Source organism: Cryobacterium sp. W22_MBD10_FK3 (assembly GCF_052113745.1).
Lineage (GTDB): Bacteria > Actinomycetota > Actinomycetes > Actinomycetales > Microbacteriaceae > Cryobacterium.
The window spans coordinates 333,377-351,392 of record NZ_JBGQOH010000001.1 but is presented as its reverse complement, the minus strand read 5'-3'; the positions used below and the strand labels follow the sequence as shown (position 1 = coordinate 351,392).

Here is an 18,016-nt window from a genome sequence, read left to right as displayed (position 1 = left end):
CCAGGCCACGCCGGTCCGCCAGACACCTCACCGAAAGCCTCCTGATGACGGATTCCCCCTCCGGGCCACACCCCGAAGCTCCTCAGAACGAGCCGGGCGCCGGCAGCCCGATCGCCGACAGCATGGCTGCCGCTGCCCGGCGTGCCGGCTTCAGCCCGGCGGCCGACGGGGAACCGATCAGCGGCCACGCCCTCCTGGCGGCGATGGGCGGCATCCGCGGGCTCATCGAAGCCGTGCTGCCCGGGCTGGTTTTCCTGGTCATCTACACGGTTACCCGCGACCTGATTCCCTCGCTGATCGCCCCGGTCCTCATCGGCGTCGTCTTCTTCGTGCTCCGGCTGGTCAAGAGGCAAACCGTCACCCAGGCCGTCGGCGGCCTCGTCGGCATCGGTATCAGTGCCGTGCTCGCCCTCTTCACCGGCCGTGCCGAAGACTTCTACCTGCCGGGCTTCTGGACCAACGGTGCCTACGGCGCCGTGCTGCTGGTCTCAGCGCTTGTCGGCTGGCCGCTGATCGGTGTGGCCGTCGGGTTCCTGATGGGGGAGCAGCTCGCCTGGCGGACCGACCCGTCCAAGCGGCGGGTTCTCACGCTCCTCACCTTCATGTGGGCCGGTCTGTTCATCCTGCGCCTGGCCGTTCAGCTCCCGCTCTACTACGCGGGCAACGTTGAGTGGCTCGGCGCCACCAAACTGCTCATGGGCATCCCGCTGTACGCGCCGCTGCTGGTGCTCTCCTGGTTGATGGTGCGCTCGGTCTACGCGGCCACCGCCGCCCAGGGCGCGGGCGATCAGCCCGAACCGTAACAGCTCGGCCCGAGCCGTGTCGCCCATCCCGGCCGCAGCCGGAGTGCTATTCTTATCTCGACGTCAAGATAGTTCGCGAGCGAGGTGACCTCGCCGTCGGCCCCACTGCCGGATGGTCGCGGGGTAAGGCTACCCTTGCTGGCAGAACCTGGCGTCACATGGTCAGGATTGAGGATTGCGGACGGTTTTCCGTCGGTTTCCACGAAGGAGAGGGCATCGTGTCTGCTGTTAATAGTTTTGGAGCTCGGGACACCCTGCGCGTCGGATCGACGGACTATGAGGTCTTTCGTCTGGACGCCGTCAAGGGATACGAGAAGCTTCCGTTCAGCCTCAAGGTGCTGCTGGAGAACCTCCTCCGCACCGAAGACGGCGCCAACATCACCGCGGATCACATCCGCGCTCTCGGCTCGTGGGTACCCACCGCAGACCCTGACACCGAGATCCAGTTCACGCCAGCACGTGTGATCATGCAGGACTTCACCGGTGTGCCGTGCATCGTCGACCTCGCCACCATGCGCGAGGCCGTTGCCGCGCTCGGCGGCGACCCCAACACGATCAACCCGCTCGCCCCGGCCGAGATGGTCATCGACCACTCCGTGATCGCGGACCTGTTCGGCAGCGACAACGCCCTCGAGCGCAACGTCGAGCTCGAATACCAGCGCAACGGTGAGCGCTACCAGTTCCTGCGCTGGGGCCAGACGGCCTTCAACGACTTCAAGGTCGTGCCGCCGGGAACCGGCATCGTGCACCAGGTCAACATCGAGTACCTGGCCAGGGTCACCTTCACCCGCGAGGTAGGCGGGGTCCTCCGCGCCTACCCGGACACCTGTGTCGGCACCGACTCACACACCACCATGGTCAACGGCCTGGGCGTGCTGGGCTGGGGCGTCGGCGGCATCGAAGCCGAGGCGGCCATGCTCGGCCAGCCCGTGTCGATGCTCATCCCCAAGGTCGTCGGGTTCAAGCTCAACGGCGCGATCCCCACCGGCGTCACCGCAACGGATGTCGTTCTCACGATCACCCAGATGCTGCGGAAGCACGGCGTCGTGGGCAAGTTCGTCGAATTCTACGGTGCCGGCGTCGCGCAGGTGCCGCTGGCCAACCGCGCCACCATCGGCAACATGAGCCCGGAGTTCGGCTCCACCGCGGCCATGTTCCCGATCGACGACGTCACCCTCGACTACCTGCGCCTCACCGGCCGGAGCGAAGACCAGGTCGCGCTCGTCGAGGCGTACTCGAAGCTGCAGGGTCTCTGGCACGACCCCGCCCAGGAGCCCACCTTCAGCGAGTACCTCGAGCTCGACCTCGGCACCGTGGTGCCGTCGATCGCCGGCCCCAAGCGCCCGCAGGACCGGGTCGAACTCAGCAACGCCAAGACGCAGTTCGAAATCGACCTGCAGAACTACGCCACCCACGACCTGTCCATGGTGGACGCGGCCGTCGAGGCGTCCTTCCCGGCGTCGGACCCGATCGGGTTCACCGCGCAGGACGAACAGACCGCGCACCAGATCTCGCACCAGCACGTGAGCCACGCTCCGGTCTCGGTGTCGAGCCCGGTGCCGATCACCACCGCCGACGGCGCGAGCTACACCCTCGACCACGGCGCCGTGGCCGTGGCAGCCATCACCTCCTGCACCAACACGTCGAACCCGTCCGTCATGCTCGCGGCCGGGCTGCTGGCCCGCAACGCCGTGAAGAAAGGCCTGAAGTCCAAGCCGTGGGTCAAGACCACCCTGGCCCCCGGATCCAAGGTCGTCACGGACTACTACGCCAAGGCCGGCCTCACCGACGACCTTGAGGCCCTCGGCTTCTACACAGTCGGCTACGGTTGCACGGTTTGTATCGGCAACACCGGCCCGCTGATCGACGAGGTCTCGGCCGCGATCAACGACAACGACCTGGCCGTCACCGCGGTGCTCTCGGGCAACCGCAACTTCGAAGGCCGGATCAGCCCGGACGTCAAGATGAACTACCTGGCCAGCCCGCCGTTGGTCATCGCGTACGCCCTGGCCGGGTCGATGAACTTCGACTTCGACACCGACTCGCTCGGCACCGACACCGAAGGCAACGACGTCTTCCTCAAGGACATCTGGCCCGACTCCGCCGAGGTGCAGTCCACCATCGACAGCTCGATCGACACGGCTATGTTCACCAAGGAATACGGCGAGGTCTTCGAGGGCGACGAGCGCTGGCGCGCACTGCCCACGCCCGACAGCGAGGTCTTCGAGTGGGACCCCACCTCCACCTACGTGCGGAAGCCCCCGTACTTCGACGGCATGACGCTGGAGACCACCCCGGTGTCCGACATCGTCGACGCCAGGGTGCTCGCCAAGCTGGGCGACTCGGTCACCACCGACCACATCAGCCCGGCCGGCAACATCAAGGCCGACAGCCCGGCCGGTGCCTACCTGATGGAGCACGGCGTCGAGCGTGCCGACTTCAACTCCTACGGCTCGCGCCGCGGCAACCATGAGATCATGATCCGCGGCACGTTCGCGAACATCCGGCTGCGCAACCAGCTGCTGGACGGCGTCGAGGGTGGCTACACCCGCGACTTCACCAAGCCGGATGCGCCGCAGTCGTTCATCTACGACGCCAGCCAGAACTACCAGGCAGCGGGCACCCCGCTGGTGATCTTCGGCGGCAAGGAGTACGGCTCAGGCTCGTCGCGGGACTGGGCGGCCAAGGGCACCAGCCTCCTGGGCGTCAGGGCCGTCATCACCGAGAGCTTCGAGCGCATCCACCGCTCCAACCTGATCGGCATGGGCGTCGTGCCCCTGCAGTTCCCGGTCGGCCAAAGCTGGGGTTCCCTCGGGCTGGACGGCACCGAAAGCGTGTCGATCAGCGGCCTGGAGGAGCTCAACAGCGGCACCACACCGAAGACGGTCCACGTCGTCGCAACGCCAACGGCGCACTCCGCCGCGGGCAAGCCGGTCGTCGAGTTCGACGCCGTCGTGCGCATCGACACCCCGGGTGAGGCCGACTACTACCGCAACGGCGGCATCCTGCAGTACGTGCTCCGTTCGCTCGTTTAGTTCCAGAACCTGCCCGCTCATGTGGGTGGGAGCTTCACAGACTGGTTGGACAGCTGGCGCGTAGACTCGGTTCATTCGATCTGCGCGCCAGTTCTGTTCCGCGTGACGCGCCAAGCCCGCGCACTGAAGAGCACTGAGCACACACAGCACTGAGTACGCGAAAGGTAGTGCCCATGACCCTTTTGGAGACGATCCACGGTCCCCGGGACCTCGACGGTCTCACGAAGGACCAGCTGGTGGAACTCGCCGCGGAGGTTCGCGCCTTCCTGGTGGCGGAGATCTCCAAGACCGGCGGGCACCTCGGACCCAACCTCGGCGTGGTCGAGATGACGATAGCCATTCATCGCCTCTTCGATTCGCCCCGGGATGCCATCGTCTTCGACACCGGCCACCAGTCCTATGTGCACAAGATGCTCACCGGGAGGCAGGACTTCAGCCGGCTGCGCCAGACCGGTGGGCTGGCCGGCTACCCGCAACGTCGCGAGTCCGAACACGACATCGTCGAGAGTTCGCACGCGTCCAGTTCGCTGTCCTGGGCCGACGGCATCTCCCGGGCGTTCGAGATGACCGGGCAGAGCGACAGGCACGTCATCGCCGTCGTCGGCGACGGCTCGCTCACCGGCGGCATGACCTGGGAAGCGCTGAACAACATCAGCGACGACAACAACCGTCGCCTGATCATCGTGATCAACGATAACGGCCGGTCGTACGCCCCCACCATCGGCGGCATGGCCAGATTCCTCAACACCGTGCGACTGCGGGCCAGCTACAAGGCCGCGTACCTCTCCAGCCGGCAGGCGTTCGATCACATGGGGGCGCCGGCCCGGGCCATCTTCCGCGGCGTGCGGGGCGGCCTGCACGGCTTCCTCAGCAGGTTCTCCAACAACGAGGCGCTGTACTCCAACCTCGACATCAAGTACATCGGCCCGGTCGACGGCCACGACATGGACGCCATGCTCGAAGCGTTGACCCAGGCCAAGGAGTACGGCGCACCCGTGATCGTGCACACGATCACTCAGAAGGGCAAGGGCTACGATCCCGCCGTGCAGGACGTGGCCGACCAGTTCCATGCTGTGGGCGTCATCGACCCCGAGACCGGTGAACCGACCGAATCCGCTGGGGCACCGTCGTGGACCTCGGTGTTCGCCGACGAGCTGTTGCACCTGGCCACAGGCAACCCCAAGCTGGTGGCGATCACCGCGGCCATGCTGAGGCCCACCGGCCTGCACAAGATGGCCGAGCGGTTCCCCGAGCGGGTGCACGATGTGGGCATCGCCGAGCAGCATGCCGTGACCAGCGCGGCAGGGCTCGCCTTCGGCGGGCTGCATCCGGTGGTGGCGCTCTACGCCACGTTCATCAACCGTGCCTTCGATCAGGTGCTGATGGATGTCGCCCTGCACCGTGCCGGGGTCACTTTCGTGCTCGACCGGGCCGGGGTGACCGGGCCGGACGGGCCGAGCCACCACGGCATGTGGGACCTCGCGATCCTGCAGGTCATCCCGCACATCCGGCTGGCCGCCCCGCGTGACTCCACCCGCCTGCGTGAGGAGCTCGGCGAGGCCGTGCTCGTCGACGACGGCCCCACAGTGCTGCGCTTCCCCAAGGGCAGCACCGGTGTCGAATTCGACGCCCTCGAGCGTCTGGCCGACGGCGTGGACGTGCTCCTGCGCAGTAGCCAGCAGGACGTGCTCATCGTCACCGTCGGTCCGATGGCCGGCATGGGCCTCGAGGTTGCGGAGCGCCTCGCCGCCCAGGGCATCGGCGCCACGGTCGTCGACCCCCGCTGGGTGGTCCCGGTGCCGCAGAGCATCATCGAACTCGCCGCCCAGCACCGCATCGTCGTGAGCATCGAAGACGGCATCCGCGTCGGCGGTATCGGTACCCGCATCCGCCAGGACCTGCGCGAGGCCGGCGTCGACACCGCCGTCACCGAGCTGGGTCTGCCCGACGAGTTCCTCGACCACGGCACCAGGGCCGAGATCCTCGAGCGGGTCGGTCTGACCCCGCAGCACATCGCCCGCGACGTCGTGGCGATGGTGCTCGGCAGCAAGCTGCCCCACGCCCGCGCCCTGCCCGCCGATGCCGAACGCACCGGCGGCGGCACCGGCGCCATCCCGCTGCAGCGCGCGCCCCGCGACTGACCCGAGCCCCTAGCGCCCTGCGCACCGCCGCTGACGGGCTCGCACGCCTGCGCCCGCACGCACCGGGCGCGCAGCGACGCTGCCTGCTCCATCCGCCGCATCTGTTGCCAATGCGGACAAATGTGGCCGGTGTGCCGGCCACATTTGTCCGCAGGGGGAACAGTTGGTGCGCTCGCGCGCGAGCTTGGCGCGCTAGTTCAGGACCGGCGCGCTGGTGGCGGGCGCCGCGGAGCCCACGCCGCGCACCATCGGGGTGTGGAACGTGCCCCCGAAGACCCGCTCGCTGGCGCCGACCCTGTCCAGGTAGGGCGTGATCCCGCCCATCTGGAACGGCCAACCCGCGCCGAGGAGCATGCACAGGTCGATGTCCTCTGGCGCGTGCACCACGTCGTCGTCGAGCATCCGCTTGATCTCGTCGGCGAGGCCGTCCTCCACCCGGCGCAGGATCTGCTCCGCCGTGATCGGCGTTGTGCCGCCGGCCACGATCTTCACCGCGCCCTTGTCGAACCCGGTGACCTTGCCGCTGGAATTGCGATCCAGGATCTTGCCGTGTTCGGCGAGGCGGTGCAGATTGGTGCTCTCGAAGAACCGGTCGGGGAACGCCGTGTGGTGGGTGTCCAGCACGTGGGCGCCCACCTTGAGGCCGACCAGCTCAAGCAGCTCGAACGGTGTCATCGGCAGCCCGAACGGGGCCAGGGCGCCGTTCACCACCTCGAACGGGGTGCCGGTGTCCACGGCGTGCATGGCCTCGCCGAGCAGCTTGGCCAGCACCCGGTTCACCACGAAGCCCGGGGTGTCGCGGGTGATGACGGCGTTCTTGCGCAGCTTGGCCGCGATCACCATCGCCGTCGAGAGGGTGGCCTCGTCGGTGGCGGGGGTGTTCACCACCTCGATGAGCGGCATCACGGCGACCGGGTTGAAGAAGTGGAAACCGACCAGCCGTTCGGGGTGAGCGAGCTTGGCACCGATCTGCTCCACCGACAGCGACGAGGTGTTGGTGGCCAGGATGGCGGTGGGGGAGATGTGCTTCTCGATCTCCGCGAACACCTCCTGCTTGACTCCGAGCTCCTCGAAAACGGCTTCGATGACCCAGTCGGCGTCGGCGAAGTCGGCCTTGTCCGTCGTGCCGGTGACCAGGGCGCGCAGCCGGTTGGCCTCGTCGGAGCCGATCCGGCCCTTGTCCTGCAGGGTCTGGATCTCGGTGTGGATGTACGCCACTCCCTTGTCGACCCTGGCCTGGTCGAGGTCGGTGATCACCACGGGCACCCGCAACCGCCGCACGAAGAGCAGGGCGAACTGGCTGGCCATCAGGCCGGCGCCGATGACGCCGACCTTGCCGATGGGGCGGGCGAGGGCCTTGTCGGGCGCGCCGGCCGGGCGCTTGGCGCGCTTCTGCACCAGGTTGAACGAGTAGATGCTCGCCGGCAGCTGGTCCCCGGAGATCAGGTCGGCCAGAGCGTCGTCCTCGCGGGCGAATGCTTCGGCCTTGGTACCGGTCTTGGCCGCCTTGATCAGGTCGAGCGCGGCGTACGGCGACGCCGCGACGGTGCCGATGCGCGACTCGAGCATCTTGCGGGCAATGCCGACGGCGGCATCCCACTTGACCATGCGCTCGATCTTGCCCGGCGCGTTGGGCCGGTCCACCTTCACCCGGCCGGCGATGACATCGTCGGCCCAGCGGATCGACTCCTCGAGGAAGGTCACCGATCTGAACATCTTGTCGGCGATGCCCAGTTTGAGGGCATCCGCGCCGGTGAGGGTGCGGTTGTTCTTGAGCGGGTTCTCGACGATCACCTTGAGGGCGTTCTCGATGCCGACCAGGTTGGGCAACAGGTATGAGCCGCCCCAGCCCGGAATGAGGCCGAGGAAGACCTCGGGCAGCGCGATGGCCGGAACGGTCTCGTCGACGGTGCGGTAGTCGGCGTTCAGGGCCACCTCGAGGCCGCCGCCGAGGGCGAGGCCGTTGATGAACACGAACGACGGCACGCCCAGCGTGCTCAGCTTGCCCAGCGCGAAGTGGCCGAGCTGGGCGAGCAGCTTGCCCACCTCGCGGGACGGGATCTCGCTGACCTTGCTGAGGTCGGCGCCGGCGGCGAGAATGAACGGTTTGCCCGTGACGGCCACGCCGTGGATCTCGCCGCGTCCGGCGCGGGCGGTGAGCTCGTCCAGGACGCCGCTGAACTCCAGCAGGGTCACCGGGCCGAGGGTGTTCGGCCGGGTGTGGTCCCGGCCGTTGTCGAGGGTGAGCAGCGCCAGGGTGCGACCGCCGGAGAGCGGGATGTCCCGCACCAGCGAGTGGGTGACGACCTCGTCGCCGGACACCACGACGAGCGGGGAGAAGTCCACGGAGGCGTAGTCGGTCGGGGTGCTGGTCTTGTCGGTCATCGCTTCGCTGCCTTCTTGTTGAAGTGCGGGTTTTCCCAAATGACGGTGCCGCCCTGGCCGAGGCCGATGCACATTGCGGTGACGCCGTATCGCACCTCGGGGTGCTCGGCGAACTGGCTGGCGAGCTGGTTCATCAGGCGCACGCCCGACGATGCGAGCGGATGGCCGATGGCGATGGCGCCGCCGTACTCGTTGACCCTGGGATCGTCGTCGTCGATGCCGAAATGATCCAGGAAGGAGATCACCTGCACGGCGAACGCCTCGTTGAGCTCGAACAGGCCGATGTCGGTGATCGACAGGCCGGCCTTCCGCAGTGCCTTCTCGGTGGAGGGCACGGGGCCCAGGCCCATCACCTCGGGCTCGACGCCGGCGAAGGCGAAGCTCACAAGCTTCATCTTCACGGTGAGGCCGAGTTCCTTGGCGGCAGCGCCGCTGGCGAGCAGGCACGCGGTGGCGCCGTCGTTCAGGCCGGAGGCGTTGCCGGCGGTGATCCGGCCGTGCGGCCGGAACGGGGTCTTCAGGCTCGCCAGGCCCTCGAGGGTGGTTTCGGGGCGCGGTGCCTCGTCCCGGGTGGCGAGGCCCCAGCCGGCAGCGCTGCGGGTGGCCACTGACACCAGGTCGGGCTGGATCTTGCCGGCCTCGTAGGCGGCGGCGACCTTCTGCTGGCTGCGCAGGGCGTAGCGGTCCGAACGGTCCTTGGTGTACTCAGGGAACCTGTCGTGGATGCGTTCAGCGGTCGCGCCCATGTTGAGGGCATCCTCGCTGACCAGACGTTCGCTGAGGAACCGCGGATTCGGGTCGACCCCTGCGCCCATCGGGTGGCGCCCCATGTGCTCGACGCCACCGGCGATGGCGAGGTCATAGGCGCCGAAACCGATCGCGGCTCCCATGGTGGTGACCGAGGTCATCGCCCCCGCGCACATGCGATCGATGGCGAATCCAGGCACCGACACGGGCAGGCCGGCCAGAAGGGCTGCGGTGCGCCCGAGGGTCAGACCCTGGTCACCGGCCTGGGTCGTCGCGGCGATGGCGACATCGTCGATACGTTCCCCCGGCACGGACGGGTTGCGTTCCATCAATCCGGTGATCGCCTTGACCACCAGGTCGTCGGCGCGGGTATTCCAATACATACCCTTCTCGCCGGCACGACCGAACGGGGTGCGAACCCCGTCCACGAAGACGACTTCAGTTCTCTCGGCCACTTTGCCTCCATCACTCAAAACAGGTATCGCACGATCCTAGGGTGACGGATTATCCGGAGTGAATCCTTTGATTGTTCCTACGAATCTGCGTGCGACGGCACGGAAGTCGTTTGGTGGACTTCCACAAAGGCATCCGCGATTGATTGTGCGGTGGCCTCAATCTGCCAGGTTCGCGCTCCGAGCAGCACGAGGGCGTCGCCGATGGCATCGACCCCGGCTGGTTCCGGCGGCTGCCAGGCGACCCGACGCAGAAGTTCAGGCGTGAGGAGGTTCTCCAGCGGTATCGCGCGGTGTTCCGACACAATGGTCAGGGCGGTCCTGGCCGCCTTGTAGCGCAGGTCGGCCTCGGGATTGCGGTCGGCCCAGGCACGCGGAGGCGGCAGGGCGTCGCTGGTGGCCTTCACCGAGGGCAGGTCGGCGCTGGCCAGCCCCTGCAGGATCGCCTTCCACCACCGGTCGAGTTCGGTCCGGCTGGCCCGACCGTTGAATTCACGCAGCTCGGCGAGGGCGTTCCGGCTCGCCGGCAGGAGCCGGGCTGCCGCAACGAGAGAGGCGTCGGGAACCAGCCGGCCGGGGGAGACGTCGAGTTCCTGGGCCAGGGCGTCCCTGGCGACCCAGAGCTCGCGGGCCACGGCCAGGTTGCGCTGGCCCCTCACGGCGTGCAGGCCGGACAGCCGGCGCCAGGGCTCCGCACGGGCCGGTTTGGCTTCCTTGGCGAGCACAGCGGAGAATTCCTGCTCGGCGATCTGGGTCTTGCCGGATTCGACGAGTAGGTCGACCATGCTATCGCGCAGATCCGGGAGCAGCTCCACATCGAGCGCCGCGTACACCAGCCAACTCTCCGGCAGTGGCCGGGTGGACCAGTTGGCCGCCGAATGTTCCTTGGCGAGATGGATGCCGAGCAGTTCCTCGACGACGGTACCCAGGCCAACGCGGGGCAGGCCGAGCAAGCGGGCAGCGAGCTCGGTGTCGAAGATGCGCGCCGGGTCCAGTCCCACCTCGCGGAGACAGGCCAGATCCTGGCTGGCCGCGTGCAGGATCCATTCTTCGTCCGCCAGCGCCTCGTTGAGCTCGCTGAAGTCGCCCACAGCGGGCGGATCGAACAGGAAAGTGCCGGCATCCCTGCGGTAGATCTGGATCAGGTACGCACGCTGGGAGTAGGTGAACCCCGACGCGCGCTCCGCGTCGATGCCGATCGGGCCGGTTCCGGCGGTCAGGGCCTGGATCGACGCGAGGTAGCTCGCGTGAGAATCGATGACCTGGTGTCCGACCGCGGGCTGGTCGGCCGGCCGTTTCTCTGCCACGGGCTTCTCAGCCACGGGCTGCACGATGCGCCGAAAGGTCCGCGACGCCCGCGAGGCTCGGTGCCGTCGTGCCGAGGGAGCCGGGGCTCAGACCCAGGCCGTTGTGGCCGGTTTCGGATCCGGCTGTGTTCACTGCCATGGCGCTCATTCCCGCGGTCTCCCTGCCGGCGCTGTCGGCGCCGAGTGTATCGGGGCCGATGCTGTGAACACCGGCCGTTTCCATGCCACCGGAGTCGAGGCCGGCGGCGGCCACTCCCAGCGTATGCAGTCCGGGGCCGGTTCGCCGCACCGGAGTCGATGCCGGGCCGATCTGGTCGACGAAGCCGAGCGAGATTCCCGCAGGATGGTTGCCGGGGGAGGCGTTGCCACCGGGCGCCGTGGTGTGCGGGGCATAGTCGTCAGCGGCAAAGCCGGCGTACCCCCGGTCACGGTCTTCGTGTGCAGCACCGCGCGCTGCTCCGCCGTCAGCGGCACCGGTGTCCTCGGCCTGCCCATGCTTCGCGGCATGGGACTCCGACGGATGACCGTGACGGGGAGGAAGCGGCAGCTCGCCGGCGGGCGGCAGTCCCGCGAGCATGCAGAGCAACTCTCCCCAGCCCTCCACGTGGGCGGCGAGGTCGTTGTCCAGCGGGCTCCACGACGCCCGCAGCTCGATCTGGGCGCCATCGCCCTGGTGGGCGAGCTCGCCGAAGCCGGAGGAGAGGATTTTGGTGGCGGTCCCGGAGGCGGCGGTGTAGTTCGCGCCGCGGGTGTCCAGGGCATCCACCAACCAGGCCCAGGCCACCTCGGCGAGAAACGGATCGACCCCGATGTCGGACTCCAGCGGTGCCTGCGCGAAGCACACCACGCGGAATGGGCCGCCCCAGCTTTCGGGCTCGTCGGGGTCGTAGAGCAGGATGAAGCGCCCGGTGCCGAAGTCGGAGTCGCTGCCGTGCCGAACCGGCGTGACGTCCGCGGACAACGCGACGGCGAACGGCGCCAGGTTTCCTGGAGCTGAAATCTCGGTGACCACCAGCTCCGGGCGAGGGCTGGAATGACGGATCGCGTCGAGCGCCGCGGCAAACGGCGCGGGGCGCTGGGGCTGATCCTCTGAATCGGGCACGTCTGCAGACTAGAGTTTTTTCCGTGCGCTGGTGCGAGGCACGCCGAGCAGCGTGGAGGTAGGCATGACGGGGAACGGCACGCGACAGGGACCTGCGAACGGCCTGGCGTCCGCGGGACTTGTCGTGGCAGGCGGCGCAGTCGCGGTGGCGGCGGCCGCAATGGTGGCCGTCGGTGTGCTGGCGGGCGTCATGGCGCGGCGTATCGTGACCCCGCCGACGAGGCGCTCCGACGACACCAGGGTCTTCGACGTCGACCTCGCCGGCGGCACCATCACCCTCAACGCCACGGCTGATGCGGTCCTGCCCGGCGAATACAGCTTCTGGTTCGCGGCGGACTCCGGTCACGCCCGTCTGGGTGGTATCGAGGCCCGTACGACGAAAACCGTCACCCGGCGCATCCTCTCCGTGGACTTCGGCGACATCGCCGCAGCCACCACAGGCCGCCTGGGTGGATACTCCTTCCTCGGTCCGTGGGACCTCGGGCTCGAGTTCTCGAACGTGACGGTGCCGACCGAGCTCGGGCCCGCGCCGGCCTGGCTCATTCCTGCCGCAGAGCCCTGCGGCCGTTGGGTGATCCAGGTGCACGGCCGCGGGGTCCGCCGCCAGGAGACGCTGCGGGCGGTACCGGTGTTCCATCGCGCCGGGTACTCCTGCCTGCTCGTGTCGTACCGCAACGACGGCGACGCTCCACCGAGCGCCGACGGCCGGTTCGGGCTCGGCGACACCGAATGGCGCGATGTGGAGGCCGCGATCGATTTCGCCGTGCGGAACGGAGCCACCCAGATCGTGCTGATGGGCTGGTCGATGGGCGGAGCAATCGCCCTGCAGGCCGCCACCCGTGCGAGCCACGACGGCCGGCTCACCGGCATCGTGCTCGAGTCTCCCGTCATCGACTGGGCGGATGTCGTGGCCTACCAGGCTCTGACCCTGCGGCTGCCCCAGGTGGTGGTGCGCGGCGCACTCGTGGTGATGGGCCGGCACTGGGGGCGGGCCGTCACCGGACTGCACCTGCCGATCGACTTCCCCCGCCTGAACTTCGTCAACCGGGCCGACGACCTGAGCCTGCCGATCCTCATCCTGCACAGTGACGATGACGGCTATGTGCCCTCGGCGCCGTCGCGCAGGCTGGCCGAGCGGCGTCCGGACATCGTCACCCTGGTGCCGTTCGCCGTCGCCAGGCACACCAAACTCTGGAACTACGACCCGACGGCGTGGAACGCGGCTATCCTCGGCTGGCTCGAAACGTCAGGACAAGTCGGCACAGGACAAAACGCGGCGGGACAAGGCGGGGACGCCCATGGGGCGGCGGACGCCGAGTAGGTCCGCGGCTACGCCAGGGCTGCCGCCCGCTCGCGCAGCTGACGCTTGGTTCGGCCCAGCATGGCCGTCATTCCGCGCAACCGCAGCGGTGACACGGCCTGGGTGAGGCCGATCGACAGCGGGAAGTCGTCAGGAATCGCGAGCACCTCAGCGACGCTGAGGCCGTCCAGGCCCTGGGCGAGGATCGAGGCGAAGCCACGGGTGGTGGGCGACTCCGCCGGCGCCGTCGCGTACAGGTGCACGGTGCGGCTCTCGTCCACCTCCACGAAGATGAACACCGGCGACTGGCACTCGACGACCCGTTCGAACAGGTCGGGGTGGTCCCGGTACCGCTCGGGAAGCTCGGGGAGTTCGTTGGAGAACTCGAGCAACAGCATCAGTCGATCGGGCTGCTCGAGCGCCAGAAAATCCTCGCGGATGTCGGCGAGTTGGGTGGGTAGGGTGTCCGCGCTCATCGAGTCAATTCTGCCATGTCGGTGCGGGTGCGCATCCGGTTTGTCATCGTGGTGCCGGGGCGGCACCCGCGGCCGTGCCCTGCACGATCGGCACGCGCACCGCGCTACCCCACTCGGTCCAGGAGCCGTCGTAGTTGCGCACGTTCTGCAGGCCGAGCAGGTGGGTCAGCACGAACCAGGTGTGGCTGGACCGTTCGCCGATCCGGCAGTAGGCGATCACGGGCTCGTCACCGGCGAGGCCGGCCTCGTCGCGATAGATGGCGTCGAGTTCGGCGCGGGGCCGGAACGTGGAATCCTCGGCCGCGGCCCGCGCCCACGGCACCGAAACGGCCGACGGGATGTGCCCGGCCCGCAGAGCGCCCTCCTCGGGATATGCGGGGGCGGTGGTGCGCACCCCGCTGTATTCCTCCGGCGAACGCACATCGATGAGCGGATGGCCGAAGTGCGCGAGAACGTCGTCCTTGAACGCGCGGATGGGCGCGTCCTCCCGCTCGACGACAGGGTACTGGGCCGGTTCGGCGCTCTCCCGGTCGCGGGTGAGTTCCCTGTTCTCGTCGATCCACTTCTGGCGCCCGCCGTCGAGCAGGCGCACGTCTGCGTGGCCGAACAGGGTGAACACCCAGAGGGCGTACGCCGCCCACCAGTTGCTCTTGTCGCCGTAGATCACCACTGTGCTGTCCCGGCTGATGCCCTTGCGACCGAGCAGCTCAGCGAAGCCGGCACCGTCGATATAGTCGCGTTCGACGGGGTCGTTGAGGTCGGTGTGCCAGTCGATCTTGACGGCTCCGGGAATGTGGCCGGACTCATAGAGGATGACGTCTTCGTCGGATTCGACGACAACCAGACCGGGGGAGCCGAGGTGCTCGGCCAGCCAGTCTGTCGACACCAGCCGTTCGGGGTGCGCATAGTCGGCGAACGTGGCGGACGGGTCTGGTTCGACTGTCATGATTTTCCTTCGGGAGGGCTCGCGACCGCCGAGCGGCGGCACGGCCCTGGTGTGGGTGCATTTAGGCTGGTGGACAACCTGCGCACAGGTCTCATAGGTACAAGGTAGAACCCCGCACCGAAATTCCGTCAGGATGCCGGGCACAGACAGGAACCGGATGTCAGACATGGTCAGTGCCACCCGAAAGCTGCCCCTTCGACTCGTCGACAGGTCACCATCCATCACCGGGGCGGAGATCGTCTCGGAGTTGGTACCGCCCCCGCAATTCGAGCACGCCTCCTTCGAGTCCTATCGGCCCGACCTCGACTATCCCTCGCAGCAGGGCGCCGTGGAACGGCTGAACGCCTTCGCGGCCTGGCGGGCCCGGCCGGGCGGGTTCTTCTCCCGCACCCGCAAGGCCAAGGCCGAGCTGCCCGGCATCTACCTCGACGGCGGCTTCGGCGTGGGCAAGACGCACCTGCTCGCCGCGCTCTGGCACGGGGCGCCCGGCCCCAAGTACTTCGGCACCTTCATCGAGTACACGGCCCTGGTCGGCGCTCTCGGGTACGCCGAAACCGTGACCCAGCTCACCGGTGCGAAGCTGATCTGCATCGACGAGTTCGAGCTCGACGACCCGGGCGACACCATGCTGATGACCAGGCTGCTCGGCGAACTGATCGCCTCCGGAACCAGGGTCGCGGCCACGTCGAACACGCCACCGAACTCGCTCGGCGAGGGCCGGTTCGCAGCGGCCGACTTCCTGCGGGAGATCCAGGCGATGTCCGCGAACTTCGAGACGGTGCGCATCGACGGACTCGACTACCGCCGCCGGGATGCGTCTGGTCACGCCGAGACCGTTTCGCCCGATGACTTCGACCATCTCAGCGAGGCCCTGCTCGAGCGCGGTTCCCGGGTGACCATCGATGATTTCGGCGCGTTGATGCTGCATCTCAGCACCGTGCATCCGTCGAAGTACATCAAGATGATCGCCGGACTCGACGTCATCGCTTTACGCAACGTGTACCTACTCACCGACCAGACCGATGCGCTGCGCCTCGTGGCGTTCATCGACCGCGTCTACGACGCCGAGATTCCGATCATCGCCAGCGGAGTTCCCCTGCACGATGTGTTCGACGCCGAGATGATGGAGGGCGGATACCGCAAGAAGTACCAGCGCTCCCAATCGCGCATGGTGGCCCTCACCACCGGTGAGCTGCCGCCGCACGGCGAGTGAGACGCCGAGTGAGCGCGCACCGCGTAACACGCTCTTAACGTTCAGATGGGATGCGTAACATCCCGGAAACACCTCAGAACGGCTCGTGAAACGTCCCGGTCGGAGACTGAGTGGCGTACCCAGGACCGGCACGGCACCCAGCAGATCGACGTGCGGCTTCCGGTACACCGGCTGATTCGAGAGGTGTGAGGACAATCTATGGACACGGGAAGCATTGCATGGGGGTTGACGGCGACCGCACTGGTTCTGTTCATGACTCCGGGAGTCGCGTTCTTCTACGGCGGCCTGGTCAAGGCCAAGAGCGTCGTCAGCATGATGATGATGAGCTTCGGAGCCCTGGGATTGATCACCGTTCTGTGGATCCTGTACGGATTCAACATGAGCGCTGTCGACGGCCCCACCCAGTTCGCGGGCAACCCGTTCTCTGACTTCGGGCTCGGTTCCCTCGCGACCGGCGAGACCGGCAACCTCGACCTCCTCGGCGCCACCTACGGAGCGACCTTCGCGATCATCACCGTCGCACTGATCTCCGGTGCCGTCGCTGACCGGGCCAAGTTCGGTTCCTGGATGATCTTCGCCGGCATCTGGGCCACCCTGGTCTACTTCCCTGTCGCAGCCTGGGTCTGGGGCGGCGGCTGGATCATGAGCCTCGGCGAGACCCTCGGCCTGCCTGGCGTGATCGACTACGCCGGCGGAACCGCCGTGCACATCAACGCCGGAGCGGCCGCGCTCGCGCTCGCCCTCGTCCTCGGCAAGCGCATCGGCTTCCAAAAGGGCATCACCAAGCCGCACAACGTGCCCCTGGTGCTGCTTGGCGCGTCCATCCTCTGGTTCGGCTGGTTCGGCTTCAACGCCGGCGCCGAATGGCTCAACGGCCTCGCCAACGTCGGCCTGATCGTGGTCAACACCGTCGGTGCGACCGCCGCCGCCATCCTCGGCTGGCTCATCGTTGAGAAGATCAAGGACGGCAAGGCCACCTCGGTGGGCGCCGCCTCAGGTGCCGTCGCCGGCCTCGTCGCGATCACCCCCGCCTGCGCCAACCTCGAGCCCGGCTGGGCACTTCTGCTCGGAGCGATCGCCGGTGCGGTCTGCGCCATGGCGATCGAGATGAAGTTCAAGTTCGGCTTCGACGACTCCCTCGACGTCGTGGGCATCCACCTCGTCGGCGGTCTCATCGGCACCTTGTATCTGGGCTTCTTCGCGATCGGCACCGGCCTTTTCGTCGGCGGCGACCTCGGCCAGCTCGCCGTACAGGCCATCGCGGCCTTCGCGGTCCTGGCCTACTCGTTCGTCGTCGCCTACCTGCTCGGCCTCGCCATCGAGAAGACCATCGGCTTCCGAGTGAAGAACGAAGACGAAGTTGCCGGCATCGACACCTCGGTGCACGGCGAAGAGGGCTACGCCCTCGCCAACGTGTAGTCACGCATGGCCGCCAGGGCGGTGAGGTAGGGTTCGGGTGTGTCACAGCCCCGGCGCCTCCTCACCGCCCTTCGCTCTGCCCTGTTCGGCGCGCGACGGGCAGGAACTCCGCCCGGAAAACAGGTGGGAACATCGGTCGGGACGCCAGAGAATCGGGCCAGTCCAGGGCGCACAGGTCCTGACGCCACGATCGAACTCGACCCCGGGACGGTGCACAGACCGAGGTGGGGATATGCGCCGGAGAGCGACGGCGCGCTGGACCCCGGCGAGATCGTGTGGACCTGGGTTCCCTATCAGGAACGTGACGGCCGGGGCAAGGATCGTCCGGTTGTCGTCGTGGCGCCCCTGACCGGGGGAAACATGCTGGCGGTGCAGCTGACCAGCACCGACCACACCGGCGACGACGACTTTCTTGCCCTCGGCGTCGGGCCGTGGGATCCCGCCCACCGCCCGAGCTGGGCCGGACTCGCCAGGGTGTTCCGTGTGCGCCAGGGCGGGGTGCGCCGTGAAGGCACCCTGGTCGACGCAGCTCGATACGCGCTGATCGAGCGGGCGCTGCGGGCACGATACGGCTGGCGCTGAGCTCATCCGCACGCTCGCCGTTGGCGATGCCCCCTTGACCCGACTCAACCACCGCGCCAGTATCACCTCACTGGCGGCGACCCGAACGCCGCGAGAAGCTCCGTCAAG

12 protein-coding genes and 1 pseudogene are annotated in these 18,016 nt (G+C 67.9%); 7 read left to right on the top strand and 6 right to left on the bottom strand.

Annotation, left to right across the window (positions count from 1 at the left end; all coding sequences use genetic code 11):
• Nucleotides 1–44: 44 nt before the first annotated feature.
• From ACEN2M_RS01620 to dxs, 3 genes are all read left to right on the top strand, one after another.
• Complete coding sequence (locus ACEN2M_RS01620; protein ID WP_441646369.1) at nucleotides 45–803, top strand: DUF3159 domain-containing protein; 759 nt, start codon at nucleotides 45–47, stop codon at nucleotides 801–803.
• A gap of 218 nt (nucleotides 804–1,021) precedes the next feature.
• Complete coding sequence (gene acnA / locus ACEN2M_RS01615; RefSeq protein ID WP_441646368.1) at nucleotides 1,022–3,838, top strand: aconitate hydratase AcnA; 2,817 nt, start codon at nucleotides 1,022–1,024, stop codon at nucleotides 3,836–3,838.
• 173 nt (nucleotides 3,839–4,011) lie between these two features.
• Nucleotides 4,012–5,979 (top strand): 1-deoxy-D-xylulose-5-phosphate synthase, encoded by a 1,968-nt coding sequence (gene dxs, locus ACEN2M_RS01610; RefSeq protein ID WP_441646367.1) that lies wholly within the window; start codon nucleotides 4,012–4,014, stop codon nucleotides 5,977–5,979.
• 192 nt (nucleotides 5,980–6,171) lie between these two features.
• Here the strand turns inward: dxs and ACEN2M_RS01605 are convergent, their stop codons facing one another.
• The 4 genes and pseudogenes from ACEN2M_RS01605 to ACEN2M_RS01590 form a co-directional block, all read right to left on the bottom strand.
• On the bottom strand, nucleotides 6,172–8,364 hold the full coding sequence (locus tag ACEN2M_RS01605; RefSeq protein ID WP_441646366.1) for a 3-hydroxyacyl-CoA dehydrogenase NAD-binding domain-containing protein: 2,193 nt from the start codon (nucleotides 8,362–8,364) through the stop codon (nucleotides 6,172–6,174).
• Nucleotides 8,361–9,566 carry a thiolase family protein gene (locus ACEN2M_RS01600; RefSeq protein ID WP_441646365.1) on the bottom strand — a complete coding sequence of 402 codons (1,206 nt, stop codon included), beginning with the start codon at nucleotides 9,564–9,566 and terminating at the stop codon, nucleotides 8,361–8,363. The genes ACEN2M_RS01605 and ACEN2M_RS01600 overlap by 4 nt, the downstream gene beginning before the upstream one ends.
• Before the next feature lie 77 nt (nucleotides 9,567–9,643).
• Entirely contained in the window at nucleotides 9,644–10,885 is a 1,242-nt protein-coding gene (locus tag ACEN2M_RS01595; protein ID WP_441646364.1) for an HRDC domain-containing protein, read from the bottom strand.
• A gap of 532 nt (nucleotides 10,886–11,417) precedes the next feature.
• Nucleotides 11,418–11,972 (bottom strand): annotated as a pseudogene (locus tag ACEN2M_RS01590) (DUF3000 domain-containing protein); the annotation flags it as partial.
• Between the two features lie 64 nt (nucleotides 11,973–12,036).
• Here ACEN2M_RS01590 and ACEN2M_RS01585 point away from each other — a divergent pair.
• Nucleotides 12,037–13,293: an alpha/beta hydrolase family protein gene (locus tag ACEN2M_RS01585; RefSeq protein ID WP_441646363.1), complete on the top strand. Its 1,257-nt coding sequence runs from the start codon at nucleotides 12,037–12,039 to the stop codon at nucleotides 13,291–13,293.
• An 8-nt stretch (nucleotides 13,294–13,301) separates the two neighbouring features.
• Here ACEN2M_RS01585 and ACEN2M_RS01580 read toward each other — a convergent pair whose 3' ends face one another.
• Both ACEN2M_RS01580 and ACEN2M_RS01575 read right to left on the bottom strand, forming a co-directional pair.
• Nucleotides 13,302–13,748: a SufE family protein gene (locus ACEN2M_RS01580; RefSeq protein WP_441646362.1), complete on the bottom strand. Its 447-nt coding sequence runs from the start codon at nucleotides 13,746–13,748 to the stop codon at nucleotides 13,302–13,304.
• A 43-nt stretch (nucleotides 13,749–13,791) separates the two neighbouring features.
• Nucleotides 13,792–14,694, bottom strand: a complete 903-nt coding sequence (locus ACEN2M_RS01575) for a sulfurtransferase (protein WP_441646361.1) — start codon at nucleotides 14,692–14,694, stop codon at nucleotides 13,792–13,794.
• A gap of 166 nt (nucleotides 14,695–14,860) precedes the next feature.
• On the opposite strand from ACEN2M_RS01575, the gene zapE reads away from it, so the two are divergent.
• From zapE to ACEN2M_RS01560, 3 genes are all read left to right on the top strand, one after another.
• Nucleotides 14,861–15,907: a cell division protein ZapE gene (gene zapE, locus ACEN2M_RS01570; RefSeq protein WP_441646616.1), complete on the top strand. Its 1,047-nt coding sequence runs from the start codon at nucleotides 14,861–14,863 to the stop codon at nucleotides 15,905–15,907.
• Between the two features lie 198 nt (nucleotides 15,908–16,105).
• Nucleotides 16,106–17,326, top strand: a complete 1,221-nt coding sequence (locus tag ACEN2M_RS01565) for an ammonium transporter (RefSeq protein ID WP_441646360.1) — start codon at nucleotides 16,106–16,108, stop codon at nucleotides 17,324–17,326.
• 210 nt (nucleotides 17,327–17,536) lie between these two features.
• A complete protein-coding gene (locus ACEN2M_RS01560; RefSeq protein WP_441646359.1) occupies nucleotides 17,537–17,908 on the top strand; it encodes a type II toxin-antitoxin system PemK/MazF family toxin in 372 nt (123 codons plus the stop codon).
• The last annotated feature ends 108 nt before the right edge of the window (nucleotides 17,909–18,016 follow it).

Bases quoted from the DNA above. Each gene is read 5' to 3' on its own strand.
- ACEN2M_RS01565 (WP_441646360.1), top strand. From the start codon at position 16,106: ATGGACACGGGAAGCATTGCATGGGGGTTGACGGCGACCGCACTGGTT.
- ACEN2M_RS01580 (WP_441646362.1), bottom strand. From the start codon at position 13,748: ATGAGCGCGGACACCCTACCCACCCAACTCGCCGACATCCGCGAGGAT.
- ACEN2M_RS01585 (WP_441646363.1), top strand. From the start codon at position 12,037: ATGACGGGGAACGGCACGCGACAGGGACCTGCGAACGGCCTGGCGTCC.
- ACEN2M_RS01620 (WP_441646369.1), top strand. From the start codon at position 45: ATGACGGATTCCCCCTCCGGGCCACACCCCGAAGCTCCTCAGAACGAG.
- ACEN2M_RS01605 (WP_441646366.1), bottom strand. From the start codon at position 8,364: ATGACCGACAAGACCAGCACCCCGACCGACTACGCCTCCGTGGACTTC.
- zapE (WP_441646616.1), top strand. From the start codon at position 14,861: ATGGTCAGTGCCACCCGAAAGCTGCCCCTTCGACTCGTCGACAGGTCA.
- dxs (WP_441646367.1), top strand. From the start codon at position 4,012: ATGACCCTTTTGGAGACGATCCACGGTCCCCGGGACCTCGACGGTCTC.
- ACEN2M_RS01575 (WP_441646361.1), bottom strand. From the start codon at position 14,694: ATGACAGTCGAACCAGACCCGTCCGCCACGTTCGCCGACTATGCGCAC.